20 protein-coding genes, 1 tRNA gene and 1 pseudogene are annotated in these 22,766 nt (G+C 73.0%); 14 read left to right on the top strand and 8 right to left on the bottom strand.

Annotated features, from left to right (window positions below):
* Positions 1-10: 10 nt before the first annotated feature.
* Positions 11-3,481: a bifunctional proline dehydrogenase/L-glutamate gamma-semialdehyde dehydrogenase gene (locus tag BGP79_RS13465; protein WP_076696345.1), complete on the bottom strand. Its 3,471-nt coding sequence runs from the start codon at positions 3,479-3,481 to the stop codon at positions 11-13.
* Between the two features lie 119 nt (positions 3,482-3,600).
* On the opposite strand from BGP79_RS13465, the gene BGP79_RS13460 reads away from it, so the two are divergent.
* Complete coding sequence (locus BGP79_RS13460; protein WP_076696343.1) at positions 3,601-4,497, top strand: LysR substrate-binding domain-containing protein; 897 nt, start codon at positions 3,601-3,603, stop codon at positions 4,495-4,497.
* A 16-nt stretch (positions 4,498-4,513) separates the two neighbouring features.
* Here BGP79_RS13460 and BGP79_RS13455 read toward each other — a convergent pair whose 3' ends face one another.
* Together BGP79_RS13455 and BGP79_RS13450 are read right to left on the bottom strand one after the other, a co-directional pair.
* Complete coding sequence (locus tag BGP79_RS13455; RefSeq protein WP_076696342.1) at positions 4,514-5,596, bottom strand: CPBP family intramembrane glutamic endopeptidase; 1,083 nt, start codon at positions 5,594-5,596, stop codon at positions 4,514-4,516.
* A 184-nt stretch (positions 5,597-5,780) separates the two neighbouring features.
* Positions 5,781-6,458, bottom strand: coding sequence for an SDR family NAD(P)-dependent oxidoreductase (locus tag BGP79_RS13450; protein ID WP_076696340.1), 678 nt, complete (start codon positions 6,456-6,458; stop codon positions 5,781-5,783).
* Positions 6,459-6,604: 146 nt separating this feature from the next.
* Between BGP79_RS13450 and dusB the strand changes: the two genes are divergently transcribed.
* The 8 genes and pseudogenes from dusB to BGP79_RS13415 all read left to right on the top strand — a co-directional run bounded on the left by dusB (position 6,605) and on the right by BGP79_RS13415 (position 15,136).
* Complete coding sequence (gene dusB / locus BGP79_RS13445; RefSeq protein WP_369800207.1) at positions 6,605-7,879, top strand: tRNA dihydrouridine synthase DusB; 1,275 nt, start codon at positions 6,605-6,607, stop codon at positions 7,877-7,879.
* Between the two features lie 199 nt (positions 7,880-8,078).
* The gene (locus tag BGP79_RS13440) at positions 8,079-9,374 is read left to right on the top strand and encodes a deoxyguanosinetriphosphate triphosphohydrolase (RefSeq protein WP_076697026.1); all 1,296 of its coding nucleotides are present in this window, start codon (positions 8,079-8,081) and stop codon (positions 9,372-9,374) included.
* The gene (locus tag BGP79_RS13435; protein WP_076696338.1) at positions 9,371-9,934 is read left to right on the top strand and encodes a hypothetical protein; all 564 of its coding nucleotides are present in this window, start codon (positions 9,371-9,373) and stop codon (positions 9,932-9,934) included. Before BGP79_RS13440 ends, BGP79_RS13435 begins: the two co-directional genes overlap by 4 nt.
* Before the next feature lie 145 nt (positions 9,935-10,079).
* Complete coding sequence (gene dnaG, locus BGP79_RS13430; protein WP_076696336.1) at positions 10,080-12,245, top strand: DNA primase; 2,166 nt, start codon at positions 10,080-10,082, stop codon at positions 12,243-12,245.
* A 53-nt stretch (positions 12,246-12,298) separates the two neighbouring features.
* A tRNA-Asn gene (locus BGP79_RS13425) sits at positions 12,299-12,371 on the top strand.
* Positions 12,372-12,541: 170 nt separating this feature from the next.
* The gene (locus BGP79_RS13420; protein ID WP_076696334.1) at positions 12,542-12,766 is read left to right on the top strand and encodes a hypothetical protein; all 225 of its coding nucleotides are present in this window, start codon (positions 12,542-12,544) and stop codon (positions 12,764-12,766) included.
* A 34-nt stretch (positions 12,767-12,800) separates the two neighbouring features.
* Positions 12,801-13,418, top strand: a pseudogene (locus BGP79_RS17130) (MFS transporter); the annotation flags it as partial.
* Positions 13,388-15,136: an MFS transporter gene (locus tag BGP79_RS13415; protein ID WP_369800206.1), complete on the top strand. Its 1,749-nt coding sequence runs from the start codon at positions 13,388-13,390 to the stop codon at positions 15,134-15,136. The pseudogene BGP79_RS17130 and the gene BGP79_RS13415, both read left to right, overlap by 31 nt.
* Before the next feature lie 64 nt (positions 15,137-15,200).
* Here the strand turns inward: BGP79_RS13415 and BGP79_RS13410 are convergent, their stop codons facing one another.
* Positions 15,201-16,043 (bottom strand): alpha/beta fold hydrolase, encoded by an 843-nt coding sequence (locus tag BGP79_RS13410; protein ID WP_076696332.1) that lies wholly within the window; start codon positions 16,041-16,043, stop codon positions 15,201-15,203.
* Position 16,044: 1 nt separating this feature from the next.
* On the bottom strand, positions 16,045-16,893 hold the full coding sequence (locus tag BGP79_RS13405; RefSeq protein ID WP_076696330.1) for a 3-hydroxyacyl-CoA dehydrogenase: 849 nt from the start codon (positions 16,891-16,893) through the stop codon (positions 16,045-16,047).
* A gap of 177 nt (positions 16,894-17,070) precedes the next feature.
* Here BGP79_RS13405 and BGP79_RS13400 point away from each other — a divergent pair, with 177 nt between their 5' ends.
* Positions 17,071-18,102 carry an aldo/keto reductase gene (locus tag BGP79_RS13400; protein ID WP_198928487.1) on the top strand — a complete coding sequence of 344 codons (1,032 nt, stop codon included), beginning with the start codon at positions 17,071-17,073 and terminating at the stop codon, positions 18,100-18,102.
* Positions 18,084-18,578: a rhodanese-like domain-containing protein gene (locus BGP79_RS13395; protein WP_369800204.1), complete on the top strand. Its 495-nt coding sequence runs from the start codon at positions 18,084-18,086 to the stop codon at positions 18,576-18,578. The genes BGP79_RS13400 and BGP79_RS13395 overlap by 19 nt, the downstream gene beginning before the upstream one ends.
* A 23-nt stretch (positions 18,579-18,601) precedes the next feature.
* Here the strand turns inward: BGP79_RS13395 and BGP79_RS13390 are convergent, their stop codons facing one another.
* Positions 18,602-19,807 (bottom strand): MFS transporter, encoded by a 1,206-nt coding sequence (locus BGP79_RS13390; RefSeq protein ID WP_076696328.1) that lies wholly within the window; start codon positions 19,805-19,807, stop codon positions 18,602-18,604.
* Positions 19,808-19,905: 98 nt separating this feature from the next.
* Between BGP79_RS13390 and BGP79_RS13385 the strand changes: the two genes are divergently transcribed.
* A complete protein-coding gene (locus BGP79_RS13385) occupies positions 19,906-20,289 on the top strand; it encodes a DUF1801 domain-containing protein (protein WP_076696326.1) in 384 nt (127 codons plus the stop codon).
* Between the two features lie 167 nt (positions 20,290-20,456).
* Here the strand turns inward: BGP79_RS13385 and BGP79_RS17000 are convergent, their stop codons facing one another.
* Positions 20,457-20,978, bottom strand: a complete 522-nt coding sequence (locus BGP79_RS17000; protein WP_233121537.1) for a hypothetical protein — start codon at positions 20,976-20,978, stop codon at positions 20,457-20,459.
* On the opposite strand from BGP79_RS17000, the gene BGP79_RS16995 reads away from it, so the two are divergent.
* Positions 20,971-21,483, top strand: a complete 513-nt coding sequence (locus tag BGP79_RS16995; RefSeq protein ID WP_233121534.1) for a cytochrome P450 — start codon at positions 20,971-20,973, stop codon at positions 21,481-21,483. The genes BGP79_RS17000 and BGP79_RS16995 overlap by 8 nt on opposite strands.
* Positions 21,484-21,535: 52 nt before the next feature.
* Positions 21,536-22,135, top strand: coding sequence for an HtaA domain-containing protein (locus BGP79_RS13375; RefSeq protein WP_143588425.1), 600 nt, complete (start codon positions 21,536-21,538; stop codon positions 22,133-22,135).
* Between the two features lie 54 nt (positions 22,136-22,189).
* On the opposite strand, the gene BGP79_RS13370 is transcribed toward BGP79_RS13375, so the two are convergent.
* Positions 22,190-22,756, bottom strand: a complete 567-nt coding sequence (locus tag BGP79_RS13370) for a TetR/AcrR family transcriptional regulator (protein WP_076696322.1) — start codon at positions 22,754-22,756, stop codon at positions 22,190-22,192.
* Positions 22,757-22,766: the final 10 nt, after the last annotated feature.

Raw genomic sequence — 22,766 nt, 5'->3', positions numbered from 1 at the left:
GGGAGGGGCGTCAGATCAGTCGGTCCGTCAGGTGGTCCGGCGTGCCGAACCGGTGGGCGGTGATGCTGACCGCCTGCTCGTGCAGGAACGGCAGCAGCTCCACCCGGCCGGCCTCGGTGACCTCGCCCGCGTACACGGCGATGTCCGGACGGGGTCCGACGGCGGCCATCAGGGCGTCGAGCGCCGGGCCCGCCGCCCCGATCAGCCGGATCCGGCCGCCGGGCAGGTCCGCGGCGCGGCGAGCGAACTGGGCGTCCGACTCGACGACGGCGTCGACGTGAGCCGAGGCGAGCACGGTGCGGATCGGCTCCGGCAGGAGTTCCGGCGAGGAGATACTGACGCGGGACCCGGCGCGCAGACCGGCAGCCGCCACCCGGATCAGGTCGGCGACGTCGCCGCCCGCGGCGAGCCGCACCCGCACCGGAACGGGCAGGTAGCGCAGGATGTTCCGCTCGGCGTGCAGGCCGGAGACGTCGCGGGCGAGCCCGAACTCGCGCTCCCACGCCACCTGGTCGGAGGCGACGGAGCGGTCGAGGAAGCCGGCAGACGAACCCGACCGGGCCGCCGCCGCCACGAGCGCCGTGACCGCGGGCAGCAGCACGCCCGCCGGCGACGCGGTCGCCTCGCTCCGCCGCCACGCGCCGAGGCCCATCAGGTAGCTGGGCCCACCGGCCTTGGTGCCCGGTCCCACGGCCGAGCGCTTCCACCCGCCGAAGGGCTGGCGCCTCACGATGGCGCCGGTGATGCCGCGGTTGACGTACACGTTGCCCGCCTCGACGTGCTCGAGCCAGTGGCCGATCTCCTCCGGGTCGAGGGAGTGCAGGCCGGCGGTCAGCCCGTAGGCAACGCCGTTCTGCAGCTCGAGCGCCTCGGAGAGCGTGTCCGCCGTCATCACGCCGAGCACCGGGCCGAAGTACTCGGTCTGGTGGAACGGGGAGCCGGCCTTGACGTTCATCCGCACGCCGGGGGACCACAGCCGCCCGTCCTCGTCGAGCTGCCGCGGCTGGACGAGCCAGTGCTCGCCGCGCTCCAGGGTGGTCAGCGCGTGCGCGAGCTTGCCGGCGGCCGGTTCGATGATCGGACCCATCTGGGTCCGCGGGTCCTGCGGCCAGCCGACCATCAGGGAGCGGACGCCGTCCTCGAGCTGACGCAGGAAGCGCGCCGACCGGCGGACCGGCCCGACCAGGATGACGAGCGACGCGGCGGAGCACTTCTGCCCGGCATGCCCGAAGGCCGACGCGATGACGTCCCGCACCGCCAGATCCAGGTCCGCGCTGCCGGTGACGACGATGGCGTTCTTGCCGCTGGTCTCGGCGAGCAGCGGCAGGTCCGGCCGGAACGAGCGGAACAGTTCCGCCGTCTCGTAGGACCCGGTGAGGATGACCCGGTCCACAGACGCGTGGGCCACCAGCTCCCGACCGAGTTCCTCCTCGCCGACCTGCATGAAGCGCAGCACCTCCCGGGGCACCCCGGCGTCCCACAGTGCCTGGGCGAGGACGGCGCCGCAGCGGGACGCGGGTCCGGCGGGCTTGAGCACGACGGCGCTGCCGGCGGCGAGCGCGGCGAGCGTGGACCCGGCGGGAATCGCGACGGGGAAGTTCCACGGCGGGGTGACGAGCGTCAGCCGGGCGGGCGCGAAGGTGGCGCCGTCGACGGCGTCGAGGCCCCGGGCCTGCTCCGCGTAGTAGTGGGCGAAGTCGGTGGCCTCGCTGACCTCGGGGTCGGCCTGGTCGATGGTCTTGCCGGCCTCGGCGGCCATCACCTCGATCAGGTCGAACCGGCGGGCGGCCAGCATCTGCCCGGCCCGGTGCAGGATCCCGGCCCGCTCGGCACCGCTGCGGGCACCCCACGCGGCGCCGGCCTCGGCGGCGGACCGCAGCACGGCGTCCAGCTCGCCGGCGTCCTCGATCCGGGACGCCTCGAGCAGGTCGACACCGGCGCGGGAGTCGCGGGCGCGCTCCAGCACCAGCCGGCCCCAGTCCCGGTTGGCCGGCAGGGACGCGTCCGTGTCCGCCGTGTTGGCGAACCGATCCGGCAGGGGCGCCTCGAGCGGCCGTTCGGTGGCGCGGTCCTGCGTGCGGGCGGGCGCCGGGACGACGCCGTCGAGCGCGGCCATGTCATCCAGGAAGGCGAGGAACCGGGCCTGCTCGCGCTCCAAGAGGGCCGGCTCGTCGGCCAGGTCGGTGACGGCGGACATGAAGTTGTCCGGGCTGGCACCCTCCTCCAGCCGGCGCACCAGGTAGGCGATGGCGACGTCGAACTCGTCCGGGTGCACCACCGGCGTGTAGAGCAGCAGCTGCCCGACGGTGCGACGGACGGCGGTGGCCTGTGCCTGCGCCATCCCGAGCAGCATCTCGACGTCGATGCCGTCCTGCACCCCGCGGGCGCTGGCGAGCAGCCAGGCGAAGGCGACGTCGAACAGGTTGTGCCCCGCGACGCCGATCCGCACCGCCGCCAGGTTCTCCGGGGTGAGCGCCCGGACGAGGATCGCCTTGTAGTTGGCGTCGGTGGCCTGCTTGGTGGGCCAGGTGGCGGCCGGCCAGTCGTGCAGGTCCGCCTCGACGTGCTCCATCGGCAGGTTGGCGCCCTTGACGACGCGGATCTTGATCGGCGCGCCCCCGGCGGCCACCCGCTGCTTCGCCCAGTCGGTGAGCTCGTCGATCGTGGCGATCGCATCGGGCAGGTACGCCTGGATGACGATGCCCGCGGTCAGGCTCGCGAACTCCGGCTGATCGAGGATGGCACGGAAGACGGCGACGGTCAGCCGCAGGTCCTTGTACTCCTCCATGTCCAGGTTGATGAACTTCCGCGCCGCCGCGCCCGCCGCCTGCCGGTACAGGGGGGTCAGCCTGCCGACGATGTCGGCGACGGCCTCGTCGAACGCCCACAGCGGGGTGGGGGAGACGGTCGAGGAGACCTTGATGGAGACGTAGTCGACGTCGTCGCGGGCCAGCAGCTTCGCCGTGCCCTCGAGCCGGCGGCCGGCCTCGGCGGTGCCGAGCACGGCCTCGCCGAGCAGGTTGATGTTCAGCCGGTTGCCGCCCGCGGCGATCCGCTCCAGCGCCGGCCCGAGCCTGCTCTCGGTCGCGTCGACGAGCAGGTGCCCGACCATCCGGCGCAGCGCGGCGCGGGCGGCGGGGATGACGACGCCGGGGGCCACGGGGCCGAGCGCACCGCCGGCGCGGACGGCCGTCTTCAGATACCAGGGCAGGAAGGCGGGCACGTCCGCGGCGATCTCGGCGAGCTTGCGGGCGGCGACCCCGTCGTCCTCGGGCCGGATGACCCCGTCCACGAAACCGACCGTGAACGGCAGGCCGCCCGGGTCGCGGAGCACGCCGGCGAGGTTCTTCGCCGAGGCGTCGACCGGGATGGCGGCAGCCTCGGCGAGCCACTGGCGGACGAGGGCGACGGCGTCCCCGGCCAGCTCGCGCGGGTCGTCCGGGGCCGGCGGGGTCGGTCGGGTCTCGGTGGTGCTGGTCATGCGTGGGCCTTCCTTCGGCGTTCCGGGGCTTGGCACCAGTATGGGAGCGCGCTTCGTTCGGGAACAGCGATGATTGACGAAGGTTGTCCTTCACTGTTTCCGACGAATGGGGCCTCACCGTGCTGGATCTCAAACGGCTGCGGCTGCTGCGTGAGCTGCGGATCCGCGGGACCATCGCCGCCGTCGCCGCGGCGGAGAGCTACAGCCCGTCCTCGGTGTCGCAGCAGCTCGCGCTGCTGGAGAAGGAGGCCGGGGTCCCGCTGCTGCGCCGGGTGGGCCGCCGGGTGGTGCTCACCGCGCAGGCCGAGGAGCTCGTGGGTTACGCGGACGAGCTGATCGCGACGATGGAGCGGGCCGAGTCCGCGCTCGCCGCCTCACGCACGGAGGTCTCCGGGACGGTGCGGGTGGCGGTGTTCCAGTCCGCCGCGCTGGCCCTGATGCCCGAGACGCTGCGCGCCCTGGCGGACCGCTTCCCGCAGGTGCGGGTCGAGATGGTCCAGCACGAGCCGGAGTCGGCGCTGCACGAGACGTGGGCGGGGGACTTCGACGTCGTGATCGCCGAACAGTACCCGGGGCACGCGACCGCGAGGTACCCGGGGCTGGTGTGGCGGGAACTGATGGCGGACGCGATCCTGCTGGCGGTGCCCCGGCACTGGGAGACGGTGAACGGCCTGATGGACACGGCCGACGTGCCGTGGGTGATGGAACCGGCCGGGGCGGCGTGCCGGCACTGGGGCGAGCAGACCTGCCGGGTGGCCGGCTTCGACCCGGACGTGCGCTTCGAGACCGCGGACCTGCAGGCGCAGATCCGTCTCGTCGAGTCCGGCAACGCCGTCGGGCTGATCCCGGACCTGGTGTGGGCCGGCCGGGAGCGGACGGTGCGGCTGATCCGCCTTCCCGGTGACCCGCGGCGCACCGTCTTCACCGCGGTGCGCGCGTCCGGCGCGGAGCGGCCGGCCGTCGTCGCGGTCCGGGAGGCCCTCGCGCGGACGGCCGCCGGCATCACGGGGGAGTGAGACGGCCCGCCGAGGGTCAGGTGCCGAAGCCGGCGCCCTGCAGCAGCAGCGCGAGCAGGATCGACGTGCCGTTGAACCACATGTGCGTGAGCACGGCGGGCCCGAGCCGGCCGAACCACAGCGTCAGCCCCGCGTTGGCGATCCCGATGACGAAGATGGACGCGAACTGGATCACCACGGACCGGGGATCGTCGAGCTGGCCCAGGTGCGCGCACCCGAAGAGGAACGCACTGACCAGGGCCGCGATGACCGACGCGCGCACCAGCGGGCGCTTCGCCGTCGCCGGGCGCACCCGGGCGCGGGAACGCTCCGCGCGGGCGGCGGCCGGAGAGCCGGCCGGGGCGCCGCCTGAGGAGACACCCGGGGCACCGCCTGAGGAGACGCCCGGGGACAGCGCGGGCTGACGCCGCCAGCGGCCGAGCCACGCCTGGTTCTGCACGGCGCGCAACAGCAGTCCCCGGAAGAACAGCTCCTCGAGCAGCGGAGAGATCAGGGTGGCGCCGATGCCGGCATTGATCACCAGCCAGAACGTCGAGCTGCCGGCGAGGAAGAGGTCGCCGTTGCTCTGCAGCGGCGCGGTGGCCCCGGTGAGCAGCACGACGACGACGGCGACCACGATGCTGACCAGCCGCAGGCCCACCGAGGCGAGCAACCCGATCAGCAGGTCCACCCACCGGAACCGCAGCCCGAAGTCCTTCGCCAGACTGCCGAACCCGCGGGTCCGGGAACTGATGAGGGCAGCGCCGAGCAGGACGGCCCACGTCAGCACCAGGGAGATGAAGACGCCGGCGCCCTCGTCGAGTGCGGTGCGGCCCACCAACCGGGCGATCACGGGACCGAGGACCAGGCCCACCGCGATCGGCAGGACGACGAAGGCGGCGGCCGCGAGCACGACGTCGATGATCGACCACCGCGGTCGCAGCGGATGCGTGGGGGTCAGCTGAGCCGGATTCGCCCAGCGCAGCGACGCCGGCAGGTGCTCACCGGGCCGACCGCGCAGCGGGCGGGACTCCGGTCCGGGCGGAGGAGCCTGCGGTACCGGCGCGATCCCTCCCGGACGCCACGGCGGCACGGGGACGGGCGGTCCCGGTCGGGTCATCGGCGGTTCATACCCTTCATGCGATCAGGACGCGGCGGCGGGCCGGAATGGCCGCGGCCGTGGCGGGCGTCGCCCGCACCCTCACGCTAGCGCCCACCGCTGACCGAACGCTGGTCGCGCTCGCCGGACCGCGGGAGGAGAGGGGGCCCGGGAGGTGACGGCCCGTGACGGCCCGGACCCATCGCTACAGGGACGTCATCCCACGGACGCGGTGCCCGACGGCGATGGCCTCACCCGAGACCGCCGAGCGGGGCGAGAGGAGGAAGGCGATCAGGTCGGCGATCTGCGCGGGGCTCGACTCGCCGCCCCGGCCGGGGGCGACCTCGGTGGCGGGTTCGACGTCGACCGTGCCGGGGTTGACGGTCGTGACGGCCACCCCGGTGCCGGCGCACGCATCGGCCAGGTTCTTGGCCGCGATGATCAGTGCCGCGTTGCGCACCGACCCGGTCAGGTTGCCGGTGAGCAGCGCGTTCTGTCCGCTGACCCCGACGATGCGGCCGAAACCGGCCTCCGTCATGGTCGGCAGCACGGCGTTGGCCACCCGCAGGAAGGTCATGGCCTTCGCGTCGATCGCCCCGATCACCTGGGCCGGGTCGGCCTGACGCTCGGGATCCAGGGTCTGGGCGGCGGGTGCCGCGGCCACCACCAGCCCGTCGAGCCGCCCGTGGTCCGCGAGCACCCGGTCGATCCCGGCGGAGACGGACGCGTCGTCCGCGGCGTCGAGCGTCAGTCCGTCCTCGATGTGCCGGGACGCGGGCACCACCGTCGCCCCCTCGGCCCGCAGGAGGTCGACGACGGCGGAGCCGATCAGACCGGTGGCACCGACGACGAGGATGACGCGATCACGCAGCTGGAGGTCCATGGCGCGACGCTATCAAGGAGGCGCGAACAGCGTCGCCGGGCCTCCGTGCGGGTGACGACACCGGGCTGTCCGTCCACCGCTGTGAACTCATGCACCGCGTGACGGTGGTGTCCGGTGTGGACCGCGTCCTCTGGGACAATGGACCGGTGACCGCTACCGTGACCGACGCTGCCGTGGCCGGTCCGGGCGTGCTGACCGCGCCCGGCGGGCCGGACGGCACGCACTCATCGACCGACGCGCCCTCCGGCGCCACCGCCCTCAAGCTCGACCTGCTGCCCCTGCAGCTGGGCCACCTCACCGTGGACACCCCGGTGGTGCTGGCCCCCATGGCGGGGATCACGAACACGGCGTTCCGCCGCCTGTGCCGCGAGTACGGCGGCGGCCTGTACGTGGCCGAGATGGTGACCTCTCGGGCCCTCGTCGAGCGCACGCCCGAGTCGATGCGGCTGATCAAGCACGACGACGACGAGGCCGTCCGCAGCATCCAGCTCTACGGGGTGGACCCCGTCACGGTGGGCGCCGCCGTGCGGATGCTCGTCGAGGAGGACCGCGCCGACCACATCGACCTGAACTTCGGCTGCCCCGTGCCCAAGGTCACCCGGCGCGGCGGCGGCTCCGCGCTGCCGTGGAAGACCGACCTGTTCACCGCGATCCTCCACGCCGCCGTCCGCGAGGCCGGCAAGGCCCGAGGCGGGGCCGGGATCCCGCTGACCATCAAGATGCGCAAGGGCATCGACGAGGACCACCTCACGTACCTGGAGGCGGGCCGGATCGCCCGTGACGCCGGTGTCGCCGCCGTCGCCCTGCACGGCCGCACCGCGAACCAGTACTACTCCGGCACTGCGGACTGGGACGCGATCGCCCGCCTGCGCGAGGCCCTGCCGGACGTGCCGGTGCTCGGGAACGGCGACATCTGGTCCGCCGAGGACGCCGTGCGGATGGTGCGCTCGACCGGCGTCGACGGGGTCGTCGTCGGCCGCGGCTGCCAGGGCCGGCCGTGGCTGTTCGGGGACCTGCAGGCCGCGTTCGAGGGCAGCGACCGTCGCTTCCGTCCCGGCGTCGACGTCGTCGCCGCGACCTTCCGTCGGCACGCCGAGTTGCTCGTGGAGAACTACGGCGAGGAGCCGAAGGCCCTGCGCGACATCCGCAAGCACGTCGCCTGGTACTTCAAGGGCTACCCCGTGGGTGGGGACCTGCGCGCTCGACTCGCCCAGGTCGAGACGCTGGCCGGGCTCGACGAGCTGCTCGGTGAACTCGACCTCACGCTGCCGTATCCCGGGAACGCCGCCGAGGGGCCTCGCGGCCGGGCGGGCAGCCCCAAGCGCACCGCCCTGCCGGACCGGTGGCTCGAGTCCCGCGCCCTGAACGAAGAGCAGCGGGCCACGATCGCCGCCGCCGAGCTGGACGTCTCCGGTGGCTGAGCGGGCACCCGGAATCCGCGCCGCGGACGGAGCGGCGGACGGGACGGCCGACAGTGCCGCGGGCGTGCCCGCTGGACGGGTGACCGACACCCCGGCCGCGGGCGAGGGCGGCCTCGCCGCCACCGCCGAGCCCACCGCGTCCCTCGCCGGTACCGTCCGCGTCGTCGAGCACGGCATCACGACGCCGGGTTCCGGCAGCCTGGACGGTGCCGACGGCGCCGGTCTGCCGTCCGGCTACACCGACGCCGACGTCGAACGCTGGGTGCCCGAGAGCCCCAAGAAGCGGCACCGCACCGACTTCGAGCGGGACCGCGCCCGCGTCCTGCACTCCTCCGCGCTGCGCCGGCTCGGGGCGAAGACGCAGGTCGTCTCCCCGGACACCGATGACTTCGTGCGCACCCGCCTCACCCACAGCCTCGAGGTCGCCCAGGTCGGGCGGGAGCTCGGCCGGCTGCTCGGCTGCGACCCCGACGTCGTCGACGCCGCGTGCCTCTCCCACGACCTCGGCCACCCGCCGTTCGGCCACAACGGGGAGGCCACCCTCAACCAGCTCGCCCAGAACATCGGCGGCTTCGAGGGCAACGCCCAGACCCTGCGCCTGCTCAGCCGGCTCGAGCCGAAGGTCGTCACCGGCGACGGCGGCTCGGCCGGCCTGAATCTGACGCGCGCGAGCCTCGACGCCGCGTGCAAGTATCCGTGGTCGGCCAAGGATGCTCCGCTGATCCACGGCGTGCGGACCAGCAAGTTCGGCGTCTACGAGGACGACCTGCCCGTCTTCACCTGGCTGCGCGACGGCGCCGAGCCGGGTCGCAGTTGCATCGAGGCGCAGGTGATGGACCTGGCCGACGACATCTCCTACTCGGTGCACGACGTCGAGGACGCCATCGTCTCCGGCCACCTGCAGCTGAGCCAGCTCACCGACCGGGACACCCGCGACCGGGTGATCGAGTACACGCGCCAGTGGTACCTGCCGCACACCGACCCGGCCGAGGTGGACGCCGCCCTGGCGCGCCTGGAGGCCAGCGCGGTGTGGGTGCGCGATTCCGGGGTCGACCGCGCCGGCCGGGCCGCCCTGAAGGACATGACGAGCCAGCTGATCGGCCGGTTCTGCCAGAGCGCTCTCGAGGCCACCCGGGCGATCTACGGCCCGGACCCGCTGACTCGCTACGCCGCCGACGTCGTGGTCCCGGCCGACACGGTCACCGAGATCGCCGTCATGAAGGGCATCGCCACGACCTTCGTCATGACCAGCTACGACCGGCAGCCGATCTACGAGGAGCAGCGCGAGGTCCTCACGCAGCTCGTCACCATGCTCGCCTCCACGGGGGACCAGCACCTGGACCCGATGTTCGCCGTCGACTGGCGGGACGCCGCGGACGACGACGCGCGGCTGCGCATCGTCGTCGACCAGGTCGCCTCGCTGACCGACATGTCCGCCCTCGCGTGGTACGGCCGGCTCAGCCCGCTCGGCCGGCAGCGGCAGCGGCTGTGGTGAGCGGCAGCTCGCCCCGGGGGAGTGCCGCCCCGAGCCGGGCCTCCCTGATCAAGGACCTCAAGCGTCGGGCCCAGGGCAGCCCGTTCACCGTCGAACGCGCCGGCGACGGCGCCGTCGTCCGGCTCGCCCTCTCCGCCGGCGGGTGGGGTGGCCGGCTGCGCGACGCCGGCCTGCCCGTGGCCCCCGAGGTCACGCTGGACCTGGACGAGACCGGGCGTACCTACGTCCTCCGCGCCGCCGCACGCGAGCTGGCCTGGCAGGACGGCGCGAACCCCGACCGTCCCGAACCTCTGATCGGCGGACCGGCGCTGGTGCCCCGCGTCGGCCGGGGCGGCACCGCCGGACTGCGCCGTGAGGGTGTGCGGTGGGAGGCGCCCGCCGAGCTGGCGCGCAACCCGATCGGGGCGATCTTCGCCTTCGTCGACGACGCCCTGGCCGACTCCGGCTGGACCCGCCGCGCCAACACCGGCCTCGCGGAGAAGAAGGTGCTCGTCGGGTCGATCGTCGCCGTGGTGGCGTTCGCCGTCGTCGGGGTGATCACCTGGCTGCTGCTGCGCTGAGCTCTCCCGCCAGCTCGCCGACAGATGCTCCATCGGGGCTCGACACCGGGGTGGATGCGACATCCATTGACGAGCTGGCGGTGGGTGGCCCGGGCGCCGGTGGACGACGGCGGGGAGTGTCGGTGCCGCTGGCTAGACTGGAGCCGTGGCGGGACTGATACGGCGGGAGGACATCGACACCGTCCGTGAGCGCACCGACCTGCGGGACATCGTCGGTGAGCACGTGACCCTCCGCACCGCCGGCGTCGGCAGCTGGAAGGGCCTCTGCCCGTTCCACGACGAGCGTTCCCCCTCGTTCACCGTCCGCCCTCAGATCGGCCGCTACCACTGCTTCGGCTGCGGCGAGAAGGGCGACGTGTTCGCCTTCGTCCAGGCCATGGACCACGTCACCTTCACCGAGGCCGTCGAGAAGCTCGCGCACCGGCTCAACTACGAGCTGCAGTACGAGCAGGGCTCCGGCCCGCGCCGCGAGGACGTCGGCAAGCGGCAGCGGCTCGTGGACGCGCACAAGGTCGCCGCCGAGTACTTCGTCGCCCAGCTGCGCACGCCCGGTGCCGCCATCGCCCGGGACTTCCTCACGGAGAAGGGCTTCACCGCCGAGGACGCCGCCCACTTCGGTGTCGGCTACGCGCCGCAGGGCTGGGACCACCTGCTCAAGCACCTGCGCGGCAAGGGCTTCACCGACGAGGAACTCGGGCAGACCGGCATCTTCACCGCCGGCAACCGCGGGCTCTACGACCGGTTCCGCGGCCGGCTGATCTGGCCGATCCGCACCATCGCCGGGGAGACGATCGGATTCGGTGCACGCCGCCTGCACGACGACGACCAGGGCCCCAAGTACCTCAACACCCCGGAGACGGCGCTCTACAAGAAGTCGCAGGTGCTCTATGGGCTGGATCTGGCCAAGAAGGACGTCGCGCGCACCCGCCAGCTCGTGGTCGTCGAGGGCTACACCGACGTGATGGCCTGCCACCTCGCCGGGATCCGTACGGCGGTGGCGACCTGCGGTACCGCATTCGGCGGCGAGCACATCAAGCTGGTCCGCCGGCTGCTCTCCGACGACGGCAGCGGCGGTGAGGTGATCTTCACGTTCGACGGCGACGAGGCCGGGCAGAAGGCCGCGCTCAAGGCGTTCGACGAGGACCAGAAGTTCGTGGCGCAGACCTACGTGGCCGTGGAGCCGACCGGCGCGGACCCGAACGACCTCCGCCTGACGGGAGGCGACACAGCCGTCCGGCACCTGCTCGAGTCCCGGCGGCCCCTGTTCGAGTTCGCGATCCGGGCCACGCTGAAGAACTTCGACCTGGAGACCGTCGAGGGTCGGGTCCGGGCGCTGCGGGCTTCCGCCCCCGTGGTCGCCGGGATCCGTGACGCCGCCATCCGCCCCGGGTACGCCCGGGAGCTCGCCGGCTGGCTCGGCATGCCGGTGGAGGACGTCACCGCCGCGGTCGCCGCCGCCGGCCGGCACACTCCGACCGGCAGCGCGCAGAAGGGGCACAATCAGAACGAGCGCGGGCAGATCGGGCACGCGCAGACCGGGCGGAGCCAGGCCGGGCTCAGTCAGAACGGGCACGGGCAGACCGGTCGCAGCCAGAACGAGCGCGGCCAGCGTGGTGCCGGTCAGCAGCGGGATCGGTATCCGCAGGGCCGGAACGACGGCCGGAACGACCGCCGCGACGGCCGGCAGTCCGACGGCCGCCGGTCCGACGACCGACGCGACGACCGGTGGCCCGACGAGGCCGGAGCACAGGCCCCGGACGCCGGGCATTTTGCCGGTGCCACCCGGGTCGACGAGGACGGCATACCCGCCCGACCGCTGCCCGGAGGCGGCCGGAGCTTTCCCCGCCCGGACTGGCGCGATCCGGCCGTCGGCATGGAGCGCAAGGCCCTCGAGGTGGTCCTGCAGGTCCCGGGAGCGCTGACCGCGTCGGACTGGGACCGGTTCGACGCCGCCGTCCTGCGCGAACCCGCCCACCGTGCGGTACACGAGGGCATCGTCGCCGCCGGCGCCGCGGGTGCGCCCGCCTCGCGCTGGGCCGATGCCGTCCTCGACGAGGTGCCCGAGGTGCTGCGCGGTTTCGTCTCGGAGCTGGCGGTCACGCCGCTGCCGGCGTCGAGCGAGGAGAACCTGAAGGCCTATGCGGAAGGGGTGCTGCACCACCTCTTCGACGCGCAGATCGCCCGCCGGAAACAGGACATGCTGGCCCAGTTGCAGCGGCTCGACAGCGGCGCCGATGCGGACCGTGCGCGGGCCCTCCAGCAGGAGTTGATGGAGCTCGAACGGCAGCGCCGAGCCCTGCGCCCGCAGTGATCCGCCGATTTCATCCGGGCCCGTCCGGACTGGTACGGTAGTACCTGCTTCATTCCCCCGTAGCTCAATTGGCAGAGCATTCGACTGTTAATCGAAGGGTTACTGGTTCGAGTCCAGTCGGGGGAGCATCACCACGACGAAGGCCCCGTGATCACGCCGATCACGGGGCCTTCGTCGTTCGCGCCGGTCAGCGGCGACCCGCACTGATCAGCCTGCTGATATTCGCGTCCTGATCGCGACCCTAGACTCGCACTCGGCCGGACCACCGGGGTCCGTTCGTGGAGGGAGAACGAACCATGGCAGTTTCCGTCAACCTCGCCAAGCTCCTCGACAAGGCGTACGAGGACTCCTCGATGGAGGAGATCCTCAACGCGCCGATCTCCGCCCTCGCCGGCGTCACGGATGCCACGGGGGAGAAGATCGCGGAGGCCTTCAAGGTCAAGACGATCGGCGACCTGGGCAACAACAAGTACATCGCCGCCGCGGTCGCGCTGGCGGCGCTGGGCAAGCACGCCGGCTGACGCCTCCGTGGTTCCCGCGACGGGGCCGGTCGGGATGCCCGGCCGGCCCCGTCGTCGTGCGGGAGGCAAGCCGCGCCCGACCCCGTCGACTCACGCGGAAACAAACGTTCCGCGGGGTACGTTCTCGTGCAGAAGAATCGTTCGCCGCCGCAGAACCGAGGCCCCGATGCCCACTCCGAGCACCGCCGGCCGCTGGCCGCGCACGGTGTCGCTGCGCCCGCGCGCCGAACGCGGCCGTCACTCCGCGGCGAATGCGCCGTCCGAGCCGACCGGGAGCCCGGCTCCCGGCACGTTCGGTACCGGTGAGGGCGGCTCGCCGATCATGACCCACCGGCAGATCCTGCTGGTGCTGCTCGGCCTGATGGCGGGCATGTTCCTCGCCTCGCTGGACCAGACGATCGTGGGCACCGCGATCCGCACGATCGGTGACGACCTGCACGGCCTCGACCAGCAGGCCTGGGTCACCACCGCGTACCTGATCTCCTCGACCATCGCGACGCCGATCTACGGCAAGCTCTCGGACATCTTCGGCCGCCGCCCGCTGTACCTCTTCGGCATCACCGTGTTCATCGTCGGGTCGCTGCTCTCGAGCTTCTCGACGTCGATGATCATGCTCGCCGCGTGCCGCGCCTTCCAGGGCATCGGCGCCGGCGCCCTGATGTCGCTGCCGCTCGCGATCATGGGCGACATCCTGGCCCCGCGCGAACGTGCCCCTACCAGGGGTTCTTCCTCGCCATCTTCGGCGTCTCGGCGGTCCTCGGCCCGCTCATCGGCGGCCTGTTCGCCGGGGCGGACCAGGTGCTGTGGATCGCCGGCTGGCGCTGGGTGTTCCTCGTCAACGTCCCCATCGGCGTCGTCGCCCTGCTCATGGTCATCGCGTTCCTGCACCTGCCCCGGTTGGGTGAGCACCGCACCCCGCGGATCGACTGGTGGGGTGCCACCGCGGTCATCGTCACCCTCGTTCCGCTGCTCCTCGTCGCCGAGCAGGGGCGCGAGTGGGGCTGGGTGTCGCCCGGCGCGATCACCTGCTACGTGCTCGGGGGCGTCGGCCTGGTCACCTTCCTGCTCGTCGAACGGGTGATGGGCGACGACGCGATCATCCCGCTGAAGCTGTTCGGCTCGAGAGCGTTCTCGATGGCCACCGTGCTCGGCTTCCTCGTCGGCTTCGCCATGTTCGGGGCGATGCTGACGCTGCCGCTGTACCTGCAGATCGTCATCGGTCTGACGCCGACCGAGTCCGGGTTCGCGACCCTGCCGATGGTGCTCGGCCTGATGATCGCCGCCGCCGGGTCCGGGCAGATCATCTCCCACACGGGGCGGTACGGCATCTTCCCGGTCACCGGCACCGCGGTCACCGCCATCGGCTATCTGGTGCTGGTGTTCCTCAGCCTCGACTCCCCGCTCTGGTACGTCATGATCGGCATGTTCCTGATCGGCCTCGGCCTCGGGCAGCTGATGCAGACCCTGACGCTGGCGACGCAGAGCGCCGTGGCGCCGCGCGACATGGGCGTGGCCACCAGCTCGTCGACGTTCTTCCGGCAGATCGGCGGGACGATGGGCACCGCGGTGCTGCTCTCGGTCCTCTTCGCCGTCATCCCGGCCAACATCGCCCACGCCATGGGCGACCGGGGCGACCTCGCGTCCTCGCTCGACGCCGCGCTGACGCCGTCGGTCGCGTCCGCCCCCGCCAACGCCGGCGTCATGCGCACCATCTGGAACCCGATCGTCGGGCCGCTGAAGGAGAACGTGCAGACCGGACTGGACCAGGGTGCGCAGCGCGCCAAGCAGGCCGCCGACGCGGCCGTGACGCAGCGGGTGACGGCGGGGGTGCAGCAGCAGGTGGCCGCGGGCAGGATCCCCGCGAGCGCCGCGTCGGGCGCGATCGCCCAGCAGGTGGCCGCGGCCCGCCCGGCCGCGCAGGCGCAGGCCCTCGAGGCGGCCGCCCGGCAGGCGCAGGCGACCGTGACCGACGGCCGGCTCGTCGTGAACTGGGCGGACGCTGGCCAGCGGCGTCACTGGGTCGATCAGCTCGCGCCGACGGTGGCGGACCGGGCGGCGAACGCCACCGGCGGCAGCGGCGGTGGCAACGGCATCACCAGCGACACGTCGTTCCTCAACGGCGCGGACGCGCGGCTGACGCGGACCTTCATGACCGGGTTCATCGACTCGGCCGTGACCATCTACCGCGTGGGGCTCGGGGTCATCCTGCTGGCGTTCGTGCTCTCGTGGTTCTTCCGCGTCCCGCCGCTGCGCCAGACCTCCGCCCTGCAGGAGGCGGCCGACCAGCAGCGGGCCGCGGACGAGGGGGCGGCGGGTACCGCCGTCACCGCGCCGGTGCCTCAGCCGGATGCCACCGGTACGCGGACCTGACCGGGCCGGAACCGGCGGCCGGCTGAGCGCGGCGGAACAGGGCGTCAGCGAGCGTGAACGAGCGTCAGTCCGCCGCGTCGACCCCCGCCAGGAAGGCGTCGACGATCGCGGCCGGCTGCTGGTCGGGGATCCAGTGGGTCCCGCCGATCTCCACGAACCGGTACGGACCGGTGACCGAGTCCGCGCACAGCTGCGCCGCGCGCCGGGAGACCGCGGAGTCGCGCGAGCTCCAGACGAACGTCGTCGGCACGGTGACCCGGGGCGTCGAGGAGATGAACGGCAGCGCCCGGTACCAGCCGAGCGCCCCGGGCAGCGCGCCGCCGTCGACCATCTCGTGCCGGTACCGCTCCAGCGCGGCGGCGTCCATCCCGGCGCCGGCCAGCAGCTTCGGGCCGCCGGAAGCGGTGCGGGAGAGCACCAGCTCCGGGATGCGGGGCAGCTGGAAGAACGCCATGTACCAGGAGCGGCGCGCCTGAGCCCGTGAGCGCAGGGCACGCGAGAACGCCACCGGGTGCGGGACCGACACCGCGGTCCACGTCCGCACCCGCTCGGGGTGGTGCGCGGCGACGGACCAGCCGACGTTGGCGCCCCAGTCGTGCCCGGCCAGGTGCACGGGCCCGGCGCCGAGCCGGTCGATCAGGGCGACGACGTCGGCGGTCAGCTCGGCGAGGCGGTATGCGCGACGGCCGCGCGGCCTCGCTCCGGGGGAGTAGCCGCGCTGGTCCAGCGCCACCGTCCGGTAGCCGTGATCGGCCAGCCGGGCACTGACGCCCGCCCACGACGTCGCCTTCTGCGGGAAGCCGTGCAGCAGGACGACGACGTCCCCGTCGAGGGGACCGGAGTCCGTGACGTCGAAGGTCAACCCGTCGCGGACGAACGAGGTCAGCCGGGCCGGTGCGGCGTCCATGTCAGCGGTAGTCGTAGAAGCCCTGGCCGGTGGCCCGGCCGAGCTTGCCGGCGTCGATGTAGTCCCGCTTGAGCACCTCGGCGAACTGGCGCAGATCGGCGTCGGGGCTGGTCCGCATCAGGTTGTACGGGGTCTGCATCCCGATGATGTCGTAGATCTGGAACGGGCCGAGCGGGGCTCCCGTGGCCTTGCGCCAGGTCAGGTCGATCGTCTCGACGTCGGCGACGCCGCGCACGTACAGCTGCGACGCGGCGGTCAGGAAGGGCACCAGCAGCGAGTTCAACACGTACCCGGGCTGCTCCTTGAGCACCCGGATGACCACCATCCCGATCTCCTCCGCGAACGTCGCGACCTCGTCGAAGCACGCCGGATCGGTCCCCGGGTGGCCCATCACCTCGGCGGTGTTCTGCACCCAGATGTTGTTGGCGAAGTGCAGGGCGAGGAAGCGCTCGGGCCGGCCGGTCGCGTCGGCGATGGCGCTCGGCAGCAGGGTGGAGGAGTTGGTGGCGAAGATGGTCCGCTCGGGGGCCGCCTCGCCGACCGCGGCCCAGGTCTGCCGCTTGATGTCCAGCACCTCGGGCACGGCCTCGATCACGAGGTCGGCGTCGCCGACGGCGTCGGCCAGGTCACGGGTCGCGCGGATGCGGGCGACGGCGGCGTCGAGCAAAGCGTCCGTGGCGTCCGGCAGATCCCGGCGGTACTGCTCGGCCAGGTACGCCCACCGCTGCGGCAGCGTCGCCAGGGTTGCGTCGTCGAGGTCGCGGACCACCACGTCCTTGCCCTGGTACGCGGACTGGAACGCGATCTGGGACCCCAGAACGCCGCTGCCGAGAACCGTGATCGTCTGCATGTCATCTCCTGTACTGGATCGGACGGATCGAGATCGGCCGGAACGAGACCACGCAGGTCGGACCGGCCACCGAGGCCAACCTATCCCGCCCCGACCGCCGGTTGATCAGCATGCTGACCGAGGCGGGTGATGTCGCCTAGGGTGGATCCGTCCCGACCGGTCGTCCCGAGGAGTTCCGTGAGCCAGCATCCCGACCAGCAGCCGACGTCACCGGAAGAGAACCGCGGCCAGGTTCCCGCGGGCAGTCCGGTGCCGGGCACCGACGCCGGTGCCGATACCCCCACCGGCGCCGACGGGGCGATGCAGCAGCGGGACTTCGGCCGCACCGGCCTGCGGGTGTCCGTGGTGGGGCTGGGCGCCGGGCAGATCGGTGAACAGGACGTCACGGAGGCGGAGGCGGCCCGGGTGCTGGGCAGCGCGCTGGACGCCGGCGTCACCCTGATCGACACCGCGGCGACCTACGGGCTGAGCGAGGAGCGGATCGGCCGGCACGTGGCCGCGCGCCGCGACGAGTTCGTGCTCTCCACCAAGGGAGGCCAGGCGCTCGACGGGCACGCCGAGTGGACGCCCGGCGCTGTCACCGCAAGCATCGACCGCTCGCTGCGCCGCACCCGGTCGGAACGGCTGGACATCTTCTTCCTGCACTCCTGCCCGGTCGACGTGCTCCGGCGCGGAGACCTGCAGGACGCGCTCGACGACGCCGTCGCGGCCGGCAAGGTCCGCGTCGCCGGCTACAGCGGGGACAACGAGCACCTCACCTACGCCGTCGAGTCGGGCCGGTTCGGCGCGATCGAGACGAGCATCAACGTCGTCGACCAGGCGAACCTGCGCCACGTCGTCGGCACCCTCGCGCGGGACGCCGGGCTCGGTGTGATCGCCAAGCGGCCGATCGCCAATGCGCCGTGGCGTTTCGCCGAGCGCCCCGTCGGCCACTACGGCGAGCTGTACTGGGAGCGCTTCCGCGAGCTCGGGCTGGAGGCCGCGGTCGCCGGAGCCGAGGGCGCTTCCGGCCTGGAGTGGAACGAGCTGGCCCTGCGGTTCACCGCGTACGCGCCGGGCGTCCACACGGCCATCGCCGGGACGGCGAAGGCGGACCACCTGCGCAGCAATCTCGATGCCGCCGCCGGCGGACCGCTGCCGGCCGACGTACTGAGCGCCATCGACCGGGCGTGGGAGCGGGCGGGCAGCGCATGGCCGGCCTCGACCTGACACCGCGGCCGGTAGGGCCACGCCAGGACCCGGTCACCGCCCCGCTCGACCGGACCGGACCGGTCGACGCCGCTGCACCCGCGGGCTCGATGGGACTGCTGGCCCGGGCGCGGGCCGGTCTGGACCGGCTCACCCCCGCCGAGGCGCTCGCCGAACAGCGGCGCGGCGCCGTCCTGGTCGACGTGCGCACGAGCGCACACCGCGCGGCCGCCGCGGAGCTGCCGGGCGCGCTCGTCATCGACCTGACCGTGCTGCCGTGGCGCCTGGACCCGTCGTTCGCCTACCGCATCCCGGAGGCCACCGCGTGGGACACCCGCTGGATCCTCGTCTGCCGGCACGGCTACTCCTCGTCCCTGGCGGCGTGGAACCTCCGGCAGCTGGGCCTGAGCCGCGCGACCGACGTGATCGGGGGATACGAGGCATGGGAGGCGGCGGGACTGCCGGTCACGCACGACCCGCCCGACATCCGCTCCTGACGACGCCTGGGCCGGGCCCGCGATCACGAGTCGGCGACCGTGGGGGAGCGCGGAGCCGCCGTGGCCGTCAACCCGACGACGACGGCAAGCGCACCGAGGCCCCAGCCGATGCCGGCTGCCGCGGCCACCGCTCCCACCAGGAGCGGCCCGCCGGCGTCCCCGAGCTCCCGGCCCAGTTCGGCGGTGCCCATGGTCCGGCCCATCCGCTCGGGCGGGGCGGCGTCGGCCAGGTGGGCGAAGGCGATCGGGGTGGTCACCGCGATGCCCGCGCCGATCAGTGCCGCCGCCAGATAGACCAGGACGCCGGCAGCGACACCGGCCGTGACGGCGGCGAGGGCGCCGGCGACGATGCCGACGGCGATCAGGCCGAGGCCCCCGGCCATCGCCGGGCGGTCGGCGAGGCGGCCGGCGTCGCGGGCCCGGCCGATGACGGGCTGGATCAGTGCGGACGCGAGGGCCAGCACGGTCACGGCGCCGATGCTGAGCACGGTGCCCAGGCCGGAGGCTGCGGCGATCGCGGGCAGGAAACCCACGGCTGCACCGAGCGACCCGGTCGCCGCCGCCAGCACCGCGGTCGGGCCGAGGAAGGACCGTTCGACCAGCTGCCGCGCCAGGTCCGTCAGCGTGTAGCGTGGCCGGGGCAGCGGCGTGATCGCCGGGACGGCGACGGCGGCCCACCCGGCCGCGACGAGCGCGATCACCGCGAGGACGCCGAACAGCAGCGGCAGGCCACCGGCGAGGATCAGCCCGGCACCGATCAGCGGCCCCAGCGCGTAGCCGAGGCTCTTCCACGACCCGTACCGGCCGAACGAGCGCCCGCTGCGCGGCCCCGCGAGGCGGGCGACGGCCGCCGAGGAGGCGGGGGAGAAGGCCGAGGCCGCCGCTCCCTGACCCAGCCGGGCGACGGCGAGCAGCACCGGGCTGGCCGCCCCGATCCCGATCAGGGACGCCACGGCGAAGCCCAGCAGCCCGGCCACGATCACCGGGCGCGGGCCGATCCGGTCGGCGAGTGAGCCGAACACGGGTTTGAGCACCACCTCGGCGAGGTCGTAGAGCGCGAGGAAGACGCCGAGGGCGAGCAGGCCGGCGCCGACGTCGCCCCGGGCGGCCCCGACCTCGGCGCCCAGACCCGCGGCCACGCTGTGCGCACCGAATGCCGTCGTGAAACCCGCGGCGTAGAGCGGGGCCACCGCCCGGGCAGAAGGCGGGGCAGGGCGCGGCGAACTCATGTGCGGCAGTCTAGGGGCGCCGGGGGTCCGCTCCGGCCGCCCTAGACTGACCGCAGCCTGCAGCACCCGGATGCCGGCCGACGGGAGGAGAACCGCGCATGGACGCCACGCCCAGCGACCGGATCGACGAGCTGATCGAGCAGCATCCCGACTGGCGGGGCGAGACGCTCGCGCGGATGCGTCGTCTCATCCTCGACGTCGATCCCGGCATCGTCGAGGAGTGGAAGTGGATGGGCGCCCCCGTCTGGGAACTCGACGGCATCCTCGTGGTCGGCAACATCTTCAAGAAGAAGGTCAAGCTCGGGTTCATGTACGGCGCGTCCCTGGACGATCCGGCCGGTCTCTTCAACGGCGAGCTCGGTGGCAACCAGCGGCGGTCGGTGGAACTGGCCGAGGGTGAGACCGTCGACGACGCCGCGTTCCAGGATCTGGTCCGCGCCGCCATCGCCCGGAACCGGGCCAAGCGGGGCACCGCAGCCTGACGACGGTCGAGCAAATTCGCTGAGTGCATACTCATCATCAGGCCAATTCATTGGACAGATGTGTGCCCTGTCACGTGAACTGAAGCGACGGCGTCCGGTCCTCGGGCGCCGACCCGCTGTCTGTGCCCGGGACCGTTCCCGCGAGGCACGCCGATGTTCCCGTGAGGTCACCCATGACTGTCGACTCGCCCGTCTCCGCCGGCATCCCATCGTCCCCCGACGTCGATCTGTTCTCCGACGAGATCCTGACCGATCCCTACCCGACGTTCGCGCGGCTGCGCGAGCAGGCCGCCGTCGTGCACATCGAGGCGAACGACCTGTGGGCGCTCAGCCGCTACGACGGCATCCGGGACGCCCTGGCCAACCCGGAGGTCTTCTCCTCCAACAAGATCGCCTTCAACGACCAGATGAACGAGGCGCTGCAGGGCACGACGCTCACCACGGACCCGCCGGCGCACGCCTCGATGCGTGCCGTGCTCTCGGAGAACCTGTCGCCGCGCTCGCTGCGCAAGGTCAAGGGAGAGATCGACGCCAAGGCCGACGCGATGGTCGCCGACCTGGTCGAGCGCGGGCAGTTCGACGCGATCGACGACCTGGCCCGGGCCCTGCCGCTGCAGGTGGTCGCCGACCTGATCGGCGTCACCGGCCGGCCGCGGCGAGATCGCCCCCGAGGCCTGCGGCATGATCATCCACCAGTACGTGGCCGCCGGCATGGACACCACCATCGCCTCGATCGGCAACGTCATCGCCCTGCTCGCCTCCCACCCGGACCAGTACGAGCTGATCCGGCGCGACCCGTCGCTCATCCCCGCCGCCTACAACGAGGCGCTGCGCCTCGAGCCGCCCGTCAACACCTGGGGCCGGCTGGTGAAGGAGGACGTGGAGATCGAGGGCACGGTGATCCCCGCCGGGGCCCGCGCCGCGATCCTCTTCGGGTCGGGCAACCGGGACGAGCGCCACTACGAGGACGCGGACACCTTCCGGGTCGAGCGCAACCCGGTCGATCACCTCAGCTTCGGCTACGGCATCCACGGCTGCGCCGGTCAGGGCCTGGCCCGGCTCGAGGCCCTGGCCGTGATCACCGCGCTCACGCGCCGGGTCCGCCGGTTCTCCGTGGGCCGGTCCGAGCGCGTCGTCAGCAACATGACGCGCAGCCTGGACAAACTGCCCGTCGTCGAGCTCGACGCCGCCTGACGTGACCTGGGCCGAGGCCCGCAACGCACGAGAGACGGAACGAGGAGTGGATGTGGCCGCAGGGATGACCTGGGGGATCAAGGACAGCCTGATCGCCTACATCGAGGGACCGGCCGAGGGCGAGGTTGAGGTCACCACCCCGGCGGTCCGCACGGATGCCGGGTTCTTCTTTCCCCGGGCGGATCAGCCGGGTGAGACGGCCGACGCGGCGGGTACGCCGCACACGGCCGGCGCCGCGGCCTTCGCCTTCGCCGGATCGGTGCGACTGACCGGGCACTGGGGTGCGCTCGACGTCCTGCTCGCCGACCCCCGGATCACCCTGACCGGGAGCACCGGCACCCTGGCCGTGCGGGATCGGGGGCATCGCGACCCCACGGCCACCCTCGTCATCGCCGACCTCACGCTCGTCCCCGCGAGAGCATCGAGTCAGGCGTCCGACGACGAGGAGGGCGACGCGGCGGGGGATGCGCCGAACGACGGGACACGTGACGCCCCCGGTGGTGCGGACGCCGACGCCGACACGGGCGCCGACGCGGAGTCGTGGCTGCTGACGGCGACGTTGACTCCGCACGGTCGGTTCCTGCTCGGCGCGCAGTACCGCGTCGGTGAGGACCTGTCCCCGCTGCGAGTCGTCCTCCCGTCGCGCTCTTGACACGGCACCCGCGTGGCCTGCGCGCGTCGTGGTGATGGCAACGCGGATCGGCGCTCAGGCCGGGGCGACGAGGCTGTGCAGCCGCGCCAGCACGGCTTCCTGCAGGTCGGCGAACGAGCGCGTCTCGCCGGCCTCGATCCATGCGGCGAAAGTCGTGCGGAAGACCGTCACCGCACTCTCTGCGGCGAGCGCGGAGGTCGTCCCGTCCAGCCCGTGGTCCCGCAGCGCGGCGGTGAGGGTGAGCGCCAGCGCCGAGAGCTTGAGCAGTTCCCGCTCCTGCAGGCTCGGGTGTCCGGCGATCACGGCCTGCCGGATCCGGGACCACGCGCGCCGCTCGTCGGGGAAGAAGGCCGCCGCTCCGGAGAGGGTGGCGCGCACGAGAGCCATCGGGTCCGACGAGGCCGCGGTGTCGAGGCCGGAGAGGAACGCCTGCTCGAACAGGTCCTGCCCGTTGAAGAGCACCTCCCGCTTGTCCGCGAAATGGCGGAAGAAGGTGCGCTCGGTCAGACCGGCGGCGGCCGCGATCTCGGCGACGGTCGTCCGCTCGAACCCGTGGGCGGCGAAGAGGTCGAGCGCTGCCGCCTGCAGACGCTCGCGCGTACCGGTCTCCCATCGGGCCATGTCCTCATCC

It is taken from the genome of Tersicoccus sp. Bi-70 (genome assembly GCF_001968825.1).
Classification (GTDB): Bacteria; Actinomycetota; Actinomycetes; order Actinomycetales; family Micrococcaceae; genus Tersicoccus.
This window is presented reverse-complemented; position numbering and strand designations above follow the sequence as displayed.